The sequence below is a fragment of the Dellaglioa sp. CoH-57-MRSF-18 genome, assembly GCF_056781995.1.
This window is the reverse complement of the sequence record NZ_JBXAXX010000001.1, coordinates 334,815-347,819: the sequence shown is the minus strand read 5'-3', so window position 1 is coordinate 347,819 and position 13,005 is coordinate 334,815. Positions and strand designations below refer to the sequence as shown.

The following is a 13,005-nucleotide window of genomic DNA, read 5'->3' as shown; positions in this document are numbered from 1 at the left end:
ACTATTTTAAAAATTTAAAAGCTATGCTTTCTTTTTAAAAATGTTTCACATGAAACATTTTTAAGCGATTATTTTTAATTAATTTTCAATTTTATGCTAGTATCAGTATAATTATTAAATATTTATTATGGGGGATATTAATTATGAAACAATCACACTACGATACAATTATTATTGGTGCTGGACCTGGTGGTCTTTCTACTGCTTTTGATTTAAGTAAAAAGCAATCTGTTCTCATTATTGAAAATGATCTTTGGGGTGGTACTTGTCCTAATCGAGGTTGTGACCCAAAAAAAATGCTTTATTCTGCTGTTGAAACTAAACAACGCCAAGAAGCAATGCAAGGCTTCGGACTAACTGGCAGTTCTATCATTGATTGGCCTAAATTAATGGCTTTTAAATCAGCTTATACGGATAAAGTTCCAGCCAATACCCTAGCAGGTTTATCTGCAGCAAATATTAAAACTGTTCACGGATCTGCTAAGTTTATTTCAAAGTCAGAAATTAACGTTAATACTGAAACTTACACTGCCGATAATTTTGTAATTGCGACCGGTCAGTCACCTGTAGTCCCTGATATTCCAGGCAGTCATTTACTAAAAACAAGTACCGATTTTTTATCACTTGAAGAATTACCAGATAAAATAGCTTTTATTGGCGCTGGCTATGTTTCAATTGAGCTTGCTAATATAGCTGCTATTGCTGGCTCAGAAGTTCATATTATTCAACATAATAGTCAAATATTACGTGGATTTCCAATTGAATATACAACCCGTCTCATTGAGAATTTGAAAACTAATGGTGTCCATTTTCACTTTGACACTAATATTACAGAAATAACAGAAGGTCCTTTAGGCTTCCAGATGTTAGACGATAAGGGATTATCTTTAACTGTTGATTTGGCAATTTCAGCTATGGGCCGTCAACCTAACGTTAATACATTAAACCTACCTGCTACAGGTGCTGAATCAGATTCACATGGTATTATTGTGGATTCTCACTTAAAAACGAAAAATGATCGAATTTATGCCATTGGAGATATTGTTTCACGCAAACAACCTAAGTTAACACCTGTTTCAACATTTGAAGGTCATTACGTTGCAGACCAACTACTTAAAAAATCGAATAGTCCAATTGCTTACCCACCAATTCCAATGACTGTCTATGCCAGCCCACAACTATCTCAAGTTGGCATTACGATTGAACAAGCTAAAAATGAACCTGAACATTATGACATTAGAGTACAAGAGACAACTAACTGGTATTCCTTTAATCGAATTAAAGAATCTGAAGCATCTGTGACAACTATCTTTGATAAATCATCCAACTTACTTGTTGGTGCTGTCGCATACACCACAATTGCGGAAGAACTTATCAATTATCTAACACCATTAATTGCTAACAAAACATCAAAAACAGATGTTACTAAACTTATCTTAGCTTATCCGACTCCAGCAAGTGACCTAACCTATTATCTATAAAAAATACGATTAAAAAGGTATCTGCCTTTTTGTAAAAATCCCGCCATGATTATCAGATGAAATATATAATTTCATTCGACAATCATGGCGGGATTTTTTTGCCTAGAGTTAAGTACAGTGCATTTGATAAATTGACATTAATCAAGGAATTTACACTGGGAATCTATTAATAACTTTACAAGCAGATAAATCAATATACCCCATTAAATTTTATATAATTTCATCAGTCAACTCGATACGACTTAGTACATAGTACATTCTCTCAGAGATTCTATTTTTTAACTTAGTTGTTTTCTAGATTGAGCCTGAATCCATAAATTAAATAGTAAAACGATAATCAATAATATTGTCGCGATTACCATAATATTATGCAACCCTTCATACATAATCTGTCGCATTGCTGGTAATAATTTTTCAGGAAGACTTGAAACACGCTTCGAATCACTTAGCTTGTTTAACATCTCCATCGTAATTTTACCATGAGACTGATTAACTCCTTTTAACAACGCACTGTTAAGGATAACCCCATAAATTGATGACATAAATGTTTGGCTTAAAATACGTAATAAGTAGGCAAATGAAGTTGCGATTGGGACATCTCGACCCTCCGCATCCTCTTGAACACTCAGTTGTAGGACATTAAAACACATTCCTAAACCGAACCCTTCAAAAGCACCCATTAGTAATAAATACCAGAATGGGACTGTCACACCTACAACTAACATCCCAGCAAACGAAATAATAAAGCTAATGGTTCCGATTGTAATAATCCGGTATTTCCCCAATCGAGGAATCATTGATGGACCGGACAACGAACCAAATAAATTAGTCATTGCACCAGGAATTTGTGTTGCCCCACCAATCAATGCACTCATTCCAAGTATTCCTTGTGCCCACATTGGAATATAGATGTTAAATGAGATAAATGCTCCCCATAAAAAGGCAAATATGATAAAATCAACAATCAGTTTCTTATTTTTAAATAATCGATTGGGAATAATCGGATCAACGGCCCTATCCTCAACTCTATACAAAATACCGAGTAAGATAATTCCAGCAATAATTAACCCAACGACTAAATTAATTGACCCAACACCAATCATTTGAATACCTGTTAATAAGGTCACTAAGCTGACAATCATCATTCCAGCACCCAAGTAATCGATATTCCCCTTTTGACGTTTTTTAACTTCTTCTTTGAAGAAAAATTGGATTGAAATAATTGATATTAATGCTATTGGTACATTGATATAGAAGACCCAATGCCAACTAAACGTATCAACGATCCAGCCACCAACTAAAGGTCCAATAATTGATGCAATACTGTAACTAGCTGTTGCATAACCAATAACTTGTGAGCGTTTCTTAATATTTTTATAAATATCAGCATAAATAATAAACGGAATTGTATTCATCCCACCTGCACCAATACCCATAACTACTCTAGCAACTAAGAAAAAGACAATATTACTTGATGTTGCTTGAAAAACCGCACCGATTGCAAATAAAAAAGTTGCTAACTGATATGCACCACGGTTACCAATTCGTTCGCCTAATTTACTCCAAAGAGGTGTGGCAACTGCCATCCCCAACAAGAAAACTGCAACAATCCATCCCATATATTGGATACCATGCAAATCACTGACGATTGATGGTAATGCAGTATTAATAATCGTTCCATCAAGACCTGCCATTGCGTTAGATAACAGCAATGCAATAGTCACGATGATTAAATTCTTTTTATTCATAAATTCTCCCTCTTATACGACTAAATTTAAAATTACTTATTTTTATCATCCACCTTTAAGCAAGCTCTAGGTCAAGGGAAAATATGAAAATCTACTGATATCCTAAAATTACGTTACTTAAAGTATTGAAAGGTCCTTATTTATGATAGGGGCTCCCTGCATTAATCATAAATCCACGGTAAACTTGTTCAGTCAAAATCATCCGCATTAATTGATGCGGTAAGGTAAATTTACCAAACGAGATTTGTGTGTCGGCGCGTCTTAAAACGTCCTCGCTTAGTCCTAATGACCCCCCAATAACGAAGGTTATGTCTGAATGCCCATAAGTTCCAAGATCAGCAATCTCTTTAGCAAAATCTTCCGACGTACGTTCCTTACCTAAAATGGCTAAAGCATAAACATACTCTTTTTCTTTAATCTTACTAAGGATACGTTCGCCCTCTTTACCTTTAACATCAATCATTTCTGCTGAACTTAATTTTTCCGGTGCCTTTTCATCATTTACTTCAATAATTTCAAATTTACAAAACTTACTTAACCGTTTTGCATACTCTTCAATTCCTTGTTTGAGATATTTTTCTTTTAATTTACCTACACCAATAATCTTAATGTTCATAATTTCCACCTTTTTCACAAGTTATACACAAAGTTACGCACATATCCACAATTTGGACCACAACATATTGCGGGGAATATGTGTTCGTCACTACATTTATTTGTTGCCCATTTGTCAACACCATATTAGTTATGCACAGATTTTGCGTTATTTATCATTCCTTAATTATACGCTTTACACATTGGTATAACAGTCTTTTTTTATTTTAAAATATCAAATAAATAAAAGTTAGTCACAGGCCATTCAATTAATTGTGCATAACTATTTTGTTTAGAAAGTCCCTTCATACTGCCCTTTCCCTCTGTTACTCACACCCACCTTAATATCTATCCACTTAGTTATACACAATATCTATTTAAAATAAAAAAATAATCGTAAATTAAGTTATTTACGATTATTTCATATTTGTTTATTGAGCTGATGATGCTGATTTACTTGTTGAGCTTGTTCCTGTATTTGCATCTGTTGCTTCTAAGGTTAATTTGATATTAGCCTGTTTCAACTTACCATCATGATAGAATTCAACAGCCACTGTATCACCAATTTTATGTTCATATAAAACTTCTCGTAAGCTTGAGATATCAGTAACTTTCTTATCACCTAGCTTAACGATAACATCATATTTACCTATACCAGCATTTTTAGCAGGTGAATCACTATTTATTTTAACAGCAACAATCCCTGAAGAAACACTTTTTGGTAATTTTAAGACACTCTTTTGATCACTTGCTGAGACGTAATCTAAATCGATTAATGAAATACCAATTGCAGGACGTTTAACTTTTCCATTATCAACTAATTGATTAATGATTGATACAACCTCATTACTTGGAATAGCAAATCCCATTCCTTCGACAGAAGTTGATGATGAACTAGAACTAGTAGAGCCTGTTGCTGTACTTGCTAGTTTCATCGAATTAATACCGATAACTTGGCCAGAAGTATTAATTAAAGCCCCACCTGAGTTTCCAGGATTAATGGCAGCGTCAGTTTGAATAACTGTTGCTTGGCCCGTTTTAACACCCGAATCATTGGTAACATCAATCGTACGTTTCTTAGCTGATATGATTCCTTGCGTTAATGATGTCGCATAATCAGATCCAAGTGGAGAACCGATAGCCAATGCTGTTTCACCAACAGTGATACTATCAGAATCACCAAATGTGGCGATTTGAGTCACATCTTTAGCTGATATTTTTAAAACAGCTAAATCAGTAATTGAATCTTTACCAACAATTTTGGCACTTAATTTTTTACCATTACTCAATAAAACTTCAACTTTACTTGCACCAGAGATAACATGATTATTAGTTACGACATAAGCACTACCATCTGATTTTTTATAAATGACACCAGAACCTTCACTTGATGCTGTTTCTGTTGTCGCAGAGGAATCGCCTGCTGCACCAAACATATCCGTTAAGCTGTTACTTGAACCACTTGACTTTGTATATGAAATAACTGAAACAACCGCATTTTTAACTTTAGCAAATGCTTTTGATGATTCATTACTTGATTTAACACTTACATTTGTTACTTTAGTTGTACCTGATTTATTTGAGGATGTTGTAACTGCGCCATTATCACTATCATTATTTTGGTAAAATGTATATCCACCAAATGCAATTCCGCCACCAACTAATCCTGCAATAAGCGCTGTAACAACTGTTTTACCTAAGCCTGTTCTATTTTCATTTGACATTTTTATATACGCGACACATTTGTCGCTGCCCCCTTAAACGTAATCTTTTACTCTTTTAAGAATAACGGTTAATTGTGAACTATTTATGAATAAATTTTGAAAAAATTGTTCTTATAAAACAACCAGCTTTGTAGCATTTTCCGGATCTGTATCGAAAATGTTAAAATCACCACCAACTGCTAAATCATGTTCTTTCATCGTTGATTCAACCGTTAGATGGGCTAATTCTTTCATATTATTATCCTTACTAAGATGGCCTAAAAAAATTCGTTTTGTCCGATTACCCATAACATTCATAAGTGCATCAGCACCATCCTCATTTGATAAATGACCTTTATCACCTAAAATGCGCTGTTTTAATGACCATGGATAGCCGCCCATCCGTAACATTTCAATATCATGGTTACACTCAAACAAGTAAGCATCTGCATCGGAAATTGTCCCTTGAACGTTCTCTGAGACATAACCTGTATCCGTTAAAATAACAAATGACTTATTGTTATGATGAAATTGGTAGAATTGCGGTGCCGCTGCATCATGAGAGACACCAAAACTCTCAACATCTAAGTCGTCGAATGTAATTACTTTCCCCATCTCAAAAATTTGCTTCTTCTCAACGGGAATTTTACCAATCGTATGAGCCATGGCTTCCCATGTTAATTCATTTGCATAAACGTTCATGTCATACTTACGGGCTAAAATACCAGCAGCCTTTGCATGATCCGTATGTTCATGTGTTACAAATAACGTGTCGACATCGTTAATATCTCGACCAATATCTGTCATTAGGCTCGCAATTTTTTTACCACTTAAACCAGCATCTACAAGGACCTTGTGCTTAGGCGTTTCAATATACGTGACATTTCCCGCACTACCGCTTGCAAGAACACTAATCTTCATATCGTCTGTTCCTTCATCCATTACTTGCCTGCGCCTCTATCCTTTTAATCTTCATTTAATTTAAAATATCAGTGCTATCCTTCATAATCGCTCCTGAAAATGAATTAACTTGCTTGTATTGTGTCACACCATTACTTGGATTCTTAACAGCTACTATCCAAACTGGAATATAGACGCTATATTTTTTATCCAAACTGAGCAACTCAGCATATCCTAACTTAGACCATTTAACCTTACTTTTACTTGCAAATTGATTATATTGATACAATATCAGTATTGCTTGTTGTTGACTAATAATTGACTCATTTTCACGTAATTTTTCTGTATTTGCCATATACGTTTGTGAATAGCCACTAATTTTATTATTTTGAATTGTAAATTTAATTAGTCCAACATTTGAGTAAACCATTTTATCGTAAACAACCTGCGAATACACGACACTTGTCTCTGTTGAAAGACTACTGTTATAGCGATAATTATCTCCATGTAGAATTAAAGTATTATCACTCATAATTGTCTTATCAATTGTTTTATTTGGACTTTCACTATCTGTGATATTAATTGGTGTCCCAAAAATACTAGATAATTTATTGTCTTTATATGTTGTAACTTGGGATTGCAGCTGTTTAGCATCATTCTTTAATACATCAGATGCTTTATTAGACATATATACACCAGTCTCTTTTTTATTTGAGATACTGCCGTATTTAATGTCATCTTCTCGCATCTCTTTAAGCGTTGTACCGGTTTTTGTTGTCCCAGGTGATGATCGACTCGAAATTTCAATTTGTTGATTTTGTCGTAATGAGGTGAATAAAAAGATATTTAAACCAAGAAAAACAATAATAAAAATAATTTGAATTCGTCTAAAATCCAATTAATTCACCTCCCTAATCTGTTTGTAGTAATTCAGTATAACTTTTCCATTTATCTTGATATCGGATATACCAAGTGGGTTCTAGGTTGACTACCAAATCTGAATCAGAACTTGATACCCAACGATAACCTAATTGAATATCTGAAATATCCGCATCTTTATACCCTGCCGTAACCAAGCTACTTAACACTTCTTCTGTACTTGGTAACGTAACATCTGCTTTTCCAGATGGAACAGCAATTTGTAACGTCAATAATGAAAAATCAATTTTATTTCCACCATTATCTAGTCGCTCAACTTCAATCACACCGTGTTTGGTTTGATTAAAAATCGGAAATCCTTCAATATAACTTCTGAATGTTGTTGTCATAGACTTACCATTAAATTGGTAGAAGTGAATATTATCTAATCCGATACCTGTATTTTTAATACTCGTATAACTTTCAGTTAAAGCATTACCACGACTCGTTTTTTGTTTCGCATCTGAATTTTCATCATCTTCATATGAAACCAAATTTGTCGTATTTTGAACCGTTAATTGTCGATCAGAACCATCATAGTAAGTTATTGTCTTTTTACTTTCTTTAACGTTGACCGATGAACCATCTTTTTGTCCTAATAGATTAGCAACATACTTACTAGCCGTTTGCTTATCCACTAAATACCTAAAACGAGCTATATTAAAATCTTGATTATAATACATAAAAATATCATTATTATGCAGTTTAAATGTAACTGATAATTTCGATAACGTTTCATTTTGTACAACATCATCAATTGTTTTACCTTTATTATAGGCATCATTTAACGAAATCTCATAAATTTTTTTATCCTTGTCACTCAACAGATAAATACTTTTCTTATTATCACGCGGAATAAGAACACGGTTAATAAGTCGTGTTTTATAATTTTGATTTTGCTGATTAAATACTTGATTAAATAACCCAACCGTAATTTCATCTGAGTAACTAAGAACCAATTGATTTTTTGCATTTAAAAACGTTAAATAATCATTTTTATTTTTAATCGGAACTTCTGATATAGACGTTTCTTTCCAAGTACGTATCTTTTTTTGAATATTTGAAATGATATTAATTTTTTCACTATATAAAACATTTTGTTGCTGATTATCATTATAAATAACAGACGTTGGTGCATATACTTCGCTCAATTTAGTACTCTTTGTTAACTCTGTCTGCGTTGAATTTGTAGCTTTCGTCGATTCACTTTTACCATTCCATGTCGGATTTGTCCAAATGACCCATGATAAACCGATACTTGTCATAATTAATAAAAATAATAGTGTTGGTAAAATAAATCTATTCAATTTCATCCCACAGGTCCTCCTCATATGATTCATAAGGCAATGAAATATAGAATGTTGAACCCTTGCCTTCCGAGCTATCTAACCAAATTTTACCTTTATGCATTTCGACAACCTCTTTTGAGATAGCTAGGCCTAATCCAGTTCCACCTTGAGCTCTCGATCTAGCTTTATCCACACGGAAAAAGCGATCAAAAATATGCGCTAAATCTTTTTTAGGTACACCAAGGCCCTCATCAGAGATACTCAAAATAACGTGCTTATGTGTCTCCAATAAACGACAAGTTATTTCTCCACCATCAGGTGAATATTTAATGGCATTATTCATAATATTATCAATGACTTGCACAATTTTATCAGTATCTAATTCAACCCATAAATCACGTTTAGTAAAATCACGTTTAATCGAATACTTTTTGCCTGACCCATCGTCAGCATTAATCATCATATCGAATCTATCCAGAACATAACTATACAGTTCATTCAAGTTAACTAATTCAAGTTCTAACTTAGATGTTCCTGAATCCATTCGTGACAAATTTAGTAAGTCATTAATCATACGCATCATACGTTCTGTTTCATTCTGTGTAACTTTCAAGAAACCTGGTGCAACTTCTGGATCTTTCCATGCACCATCGTTTAATGCCTCAATATAACTCTTCATACTCGTCAAAGGCGTTCTTAATTCATGAGAAACATTAGAAACAAAGCTTTCACGTTCACGTTCTATCTTTTGTTGTTCTGTGACATCATGAAGTACACAGACAAGACCACTAATAAAGCCAGATTCTCTTTGTATTAATGAAAAATAAGCATTCAAAATTTGTTCATGTTCTACATCAGATAAATCAATCATAATTTCATCTTGATTTTCTAACAAATCACGTAAAGTATACTGACTACGTAAATCAAGAATATCCAAAATTGATACTCCTATTGAGTCATTTTCATTTTGATCTAATAAGGTAGAGGCCGCTTCATTCATAATGATAATATTTCCGCGACGATCCGTCGCAATTACACCATCTGTCATGTGCGATAGAACACTATCTAAACGACGACGTTCAGCTTCAGATGATTCTTGTGCCTCTTCAACACGAACAGATAAGTTATTAACCGCATCTGCTAATTGTCCTAGTTCATCATTAGAATAGACACGAACTTTTCCGGAGTAATCTCCGCGAGAAATTCGAATCGTTTGCTTTTTCATCTCATCAATCGGACGAGTTATTGCCCGGGAAATAACTATCGTTATCAAAAGGACTAAAACAGCTGCAAAAAATGACGCGGTCACGAAAATAACCGTGATATCGTTAATATTTGAGTATAAGCTTTCCAGATTGGCCTTAACGTATGTAACCCCAACTGTCGTTGTTACATTTCCTGCTGTACTAACTAGTGGCACAATTGAAACATAGTAGCGCTTATCGCTAGATTCATCATAAATCTTCTTTTCAAATGTTTTAGGTGTATATAACACTTGCTTAATTGTTGCATCTGTCGTTTTTTGTCCCACAACAGTTTGATTATTAAAATCACTACTCCCGCGAATTGTGCCCTTACTATCAATCACTCGAATTTCTGTGATACTTGAATTACTAACATCTTCCAATATTTTTTTGATATCTCTATCACCAGCAGCTGTATCTGTTTTTGCTAAATCCTTCGTAATCGAATTAGTAACATATATAGGTAACTGGACTTGTTGCTTAAAGGTATCTAAGTTTTGCTGTTCTAATTGCCTAACAAAATAAGCCCCGACAATTTCCAACGTTATTAAAATTAATAACGCAAAAATGAGGGCTATTTTAAATTGAATAGATTTAAAAAAACGAATTTTTTGATTCATTTTCATCGTTATTCCCCTACTCTATTCTAAATCTGGATTTTTCATATAGTATCCAACACCACGACGTGTTACCAACCACTCTGGATGGCTTGGATTATCTTCAACTTTTTCTCTTAAACGACGCATTGTAACATCAACCGTTCTGACATCACCGAAGTAATCATAACCCCATACCGTCTGTAGTAAATGTTCTCTAGTCATAACTTGTCCTAGATGTTGTGCTAAATAATGTAATAATTCAAATTCACGATGTGTTAATTCAATTTTTTCATCATATTTTGAAACCATATATGCTTCAGGATGAATGGTTAATTGTCCAACTTGTATTTCACTATTTTGTGGTTGTTCTTCTGTTTGAACACTCTCAATTGTTTTTTGTCTTCTTAAATTAGCTTTAACTCTGGCCACTAGTTCACGGTTAGAGAAAGGTTTTGTTACATAATCATCTGCACCTAATTCTAGACCTAAGACCTTATCGATTTCTCCATCTTTAGCTGTAACCATAATGATTGGCATATCGTAAGTTTTTCTAACTTGACGAGCAACTTCTAAACCATCCACTTTTGGTAACATTAAATCTAATAAAATTAAATCCGGTTCAACTTCTTTAACTTTTTCTAAGGCTTCTTCACCATCGTAAGCTGTATAAACGTCGTATCCTTCTTTAGTTAAATTAAATTTAACGATATCAGAAATTGGTTTTTCATCGTCGACAACTAATATTTTTTTCATATGTGGATCCTCCTTATAGGAAGCTGTAAAATTAAATCTAGATACAACTTCTTAACCCTCCATTATTATAGCCTATTCAATCATCATTGCCAAACACAGTGATTAAATTTACCCAAATCCTTTTTCGAAAAGTTATTGTCTTTTATTAGTATATATGATAATATATTTAACGTTGATGAATTATTATTAATGGTTTGGGTGGTTAGCTCAGTTGGTAGAGCAACGGACTCTTAATCCGTGGGTCTAGGGTTCGAGCCCCTAACCACCCATGGGTGCCAAACCCAACATATCGCAAGATATGTTGAAGCATCTAGCTGCGGCTAGGTGCTTTTTTTGTGTTCTCATTTACTTATTGATGTTTCACGTGAAACAAAAAAAGAGAAACCCTATCGGATTTCTCTTAACTAGATTTAAATCTTATTATTTGTTCAACGCTATTTAACCCGGTCATCATCTTTATTTACTACCTGAGAGGTCGTTTTTTTAACGGCATCTACCCCATCTGTTGTTTTTTCTTTAATAGTACTACCTGCATCAGATACACGATCTTGTAAACTTGTTTGTGAATCATCAAATTCTTTTGGTGTTTGAATGTCTACTACTTCAACATTCAACTCAATTAAAGCTAAATCTGTTGTTTCCTTTACTTGTTTATTAATAACTTCCGTTAACTGTTTATAAATATCATGTGCATTGTGCCCATATGCCATAATAATATTTAAATCAACCGCAACTTGTTCCTTGCCAACCTCAACGCCGATGCCATCTGTTGGATTATCACTATTTACAAGTTTATTTTTAATATTTGCGACAAATCCACCATCCACACCCAAGAGACCAGATACATTTTCAATTGCATAACCGACTATTTTTTGAATAACCTTGTCATCAAATGTCAATGTCCCCTTTGGTTCAGTCTTTGTTCCCTGCGTATTTGTTTTTTCTGTAGTCATAATTAAGACTCCTTTCGATTTTTAAAATAATCAATTTTTCCGCGTGAAAATTTTTGAAATAAATGACAGATCAATATCATATTCTTTAAATAGATAACCAATCCATCCTGCTAACAGTGTCACAATCATAATGATAATCGTCTTCCAAAATCCTACAGTTACAAGTAACGAGGATATGATAAATCCTAGAGCACTACCAACTCCAATATTAATTGACATTTTATCTTTCATTTATGCACACTCCCTCTTAAACTACCCGTGTAACTTTACGTTTTGAATTTGATTTTTTACTTACCTTAATATCTACTTTGATAGGAATATGACTAGATCCAGCTAATAGATCATTGAGATTCTCAGTTAATTCACTCGTAATACGAGGTAATTGTCCAACTGTAGACTGTTGGTAAACTGAATCTGCAACAATATGGATCTTTCGCTGACGTCGTGTATTCTTCAACGTAACTTTAATATTAGATAAGTCTTCACTAGACAACTTTGTCTTGATAAATTGGCTAATACCCTGGTTACTTAAAGCAAGTCTTCCTTCTTTAGTTTGCTTCAAAGGAATATCTGGTAGTTGCGCAGGCCACAAAAGTATTAACAAAAATATGAAGACTGTTAATAGCAATAACACAATCCCATAATAGAAGATAAAATCGTTACTCTGAAAATTTGTACTAACGTTAAAATGTTCAAGCATTTTAGTTATTTTCTCAATTATTTCTGGCCAAATCAGCAAGCTAAGCCCAATCAAGTATCCGAGGCTGACTATACTCAGAATAATTTTTTTACTCTTCTTCATAAACATACCTCTCTCTTGACT

General features: G+C 33.7%; 12 protein-coding genes and 1 tRNA gene. 2 read left to right on the top strand and 11 right to left on the bottom strand.

Annotated elements, in window-relative coordinates; translation table 11 throughout:
- Window positions 1-143 precede the first annotated feature (143 nt).
- Complete coding sequence (locus tag AC1RPG_RS01600; protein WP_481761098.1) at window positions 144-1,481, top strand: dihydrolipoyl dehydrogenase family protein; 1,338 nt, start codon at window positions 144-146, stop codon at window positions 1,479-1,481.
- 278 nt (window positions 1,482-1,759) lie between these two features.
- On the opposite strand, the gene AC1RPG_RS01595 is transcribed toward AC1RPG_RS01600, so the two are convergent.
- The 8 genes from AC1RPG_RS01595 to yycF form a co-directional block, all read right to left on the bottom strand.
- The gene (locus tag AC1RPG_RS01595; protein ID WP_409021866.1) at window positions 1,760-3,229 is read right to left on the bottom strand and encodes an MFS transporter; all 1,470 of its coding nucleotides are present in this window, start codon (window positions 3,227-3,229) and stop codon (window positions 1,760-1,762) included.
- A gap of 136 nt (window positions 3,230-3,365) precedes the next feature.
- Window positions 3,366-3,845, bottom strand: coding sequence for a 23S rRNA (pseudouridine(1915)-N(3))-methyltransferase RlmH (gene rlmH, locus AC1RPG_RS01590; protein ID WP_481761097.1), 480 nt, complete (start codon window positions 3,843-3,845; stop codon window positions 3,366-3,368).
- 409 nt (window positions 3,846-4,254) lie between these two features.
- A complete protein-coding gene (locus tag AC1RPG_RS01585; RefSeq protein ID WP_481761096.1) occupies window positions 4,255-5,547 on the bottom strand; it encodes a S1C family serine protease in 1,293 nt (430 codons plus the stop codon).
- A gap of 111 nt (window positions 5,548-5,658) precedes the next feature.
- Window positions 5,659-6,468, bottom strand: coding sequence for an MBL fold metallo-hydrolase (locus AC1RPG_RS01580; RefSeq protein ID WP_481761095.1), 810 nt, complete (start codon window positions 6,466-6,468; stop codon window positions 5,659-5,661).
- Window positions 6,469-6,502: 34 nt separating this feature from the next.
- Window positions 6,503-7,324, bottom strand: coding sequence for a two-component system regulatory protein YycI (locus AC1RPG_RS01575; RefSeq protein ID WP_481761094.1), 822 nt, complete (start codon window positions 7,322-7,324; stop codon window positions 6,503-6,505).
- 13 nt (window positions 7,325-7,337) lie between these two features.
- Entirely contained in the window at window positions 7,338-8,657 is a 1,320-nt protein-coding gene (locus AC1RPG_RS01570; protein ID WP_481761093.1) for a YycH family regulatory protein, read from the bottom strand.
- The gene (gene walK, locus AC1RPG_RS01565; RefSeq protein WP_481761148.1) at window positions 8,644-10,497 is read right to left on the bottom strand and encodes a cell wall metabolism sensor histidine kinase WalK; all 1,854 of its coding nucleotides are present in this window, start codon (window positions 10,495-10,497) and stop codon (window positions 8,644-8,646) included. The genes AC1RPG_RS01570 and walK overlap by 14 nt, the downstream gene beginning before the upstream one ends.
- Window positions 10,498-10,518: 21 nt before the next feature.
- A complete protein-coding gene (gene yycF, locus AC1RPG_RS01560; RefSeq protein WP_409021860.1) occupies window positions 10,519-11,229 on the bottom strand; it encodes a response regulator YycF in 711 nt (236 codons plus the stop codon).
- Between the two features lie 196 nt (window positions 11,230-11,425).
- Here yycF and AC1RPG_RS01555 point away from each other — a divergent pair.
- Window positions 11,426-11,498, top strand: a tRNA-Lys gene (locus AC1RPG_RS01555).
- 165 nt (window positions 11,499-11,663) lie between these two features.
- On the opposite strand, the gene AC1RPG_RS01550 is transcribed toward AC1RPG_RS01555, so the two are convergent.
- From AC1RPG_RS01550 to amaP, 3 genes are read right to left on the bottom strand one after another with little or no spacing between them, the layout of a single operon-like run.
- Window positions 11,664-12,182 carry an Asp23/Gls24 family envelope stress response protein gene (locus AC1RPG_RS01550; RefSeq protein ID WP_481761092.1) on the bottom strand — a complete coding sequence of 173 codons (519 nt, stop codon included), beginning with the start codon at window positions 12,180-12,182 and terminating at the stop codon, window positions 11,664-11,666.
- 30 nt (window positions 12,183-12,212) lie between these two features.
- Complete coding sequence (locus tag AC1RPG_RS01545) at window positions 12,213-12,413, bottom strand: DUF2273 domain-containing protein (RefSeq protein ID WP_409021858.1); 201 nt, start codon at window positions 12,411-12,413, stop codon at window positions 12,213-12,215.
- Between the two features lie 16 nt (window positions 12,414-12,429).
- Entirely contained in the window at window positions 12,430-12,984 is a 555-nt protein-coding gene (gene amaP, locus AC1RPG_RS01540; protein ID WP_481761091.1) for an alkaline shock response membrane anchor protein AmaP, read from the bottom strand.
- Between the last annotated feature and the right edge of the window lie 21 nt (window positions 12,985-13,005).

What these genes read in the sequence shown, in the direction of transcription:
- walK (WP_481761148.1), bottom strand. Translation starts at nt 10,497, where the DNA reads ATGAATCAAAAAATTCGTTTTTTTAAATCTATTCAATTTAAAATAGCC.
- amaP (WP_481761091.1), bottom strand. Translation starts at nt 12,984, where the DNA reads ATGAAGAAGAGTAAAAAAATTATTCTGAGTATAGTCAGCCTCGGATAC.
- AC1RPG_RS01550 (WP_481761092.1), bottom strand. Translation starts at nt 12,182, where the DNA reads ATGACTACAGAAAAAACAAATACGCAGGGAACAAAGACTGAACCAAAG.
- AC1RPG_RS01545 (WP_409021858.1), bottom strand. Translation starts at nt 12,413, where the DNA reads ATGAAAGATAAAATGTCAATTAATATTGGAGTTGGTAGTGCTCTAGGA.
- AC1RPG_RS01585 (WP_481761096.1), bottom strand. Translation starts at nt 5,547, where the DNA reads ATGTCAAATGAAAATAGAACAGGCTTAGGTAAAACAGTTGTTACAGCG.
- AC1RPG_RS01595 (WP_409021866.1), bottom strand. Translation starts at nt 3,229, where the DNA reads ATGAATAAAAAGAATTTAATCATCGTGACTATTGCATTGCTGTTATCT.
- rlmH (WP_481761097.1), bottom strand. Translation starts at nt 3,845, where the DNA reads ATGAACATTAAGATTATTGGTGTAGGTAAATTAAAAGAAAAATATCTC.
- AC1RPG_RS01600 (WP_481761098.1), top strand. Translation starts at nt 144, where the DNA reads ATGAAACAATCACACTACGATACAATTATTATTGGTGCTGGACCTGGT.
- AC1RPG_RS01570 (WP_481761093.1), bottom strand. Translation starts at nt 8,657, where the DNA reads ATGAAATTGAATAGATTTATTTTACCAACACTATTATTTTTATTAATT.
- yycF (WP_409021860.1), bottom strand. Translation starts at nt 11,229, where the DNA reads ATGAAAAAAATATTAGTTGTCGACGATGAAAAACCAATTTCTGATATC.
- AC1RPG_RS01580 (WP_481761095.1), bottom strand. Translation starts at nt 6,468, where the DNA reads ATGGATGAAGGAACAGACGATATGAAGATTAGTGTTCTTGCAAGCGGT.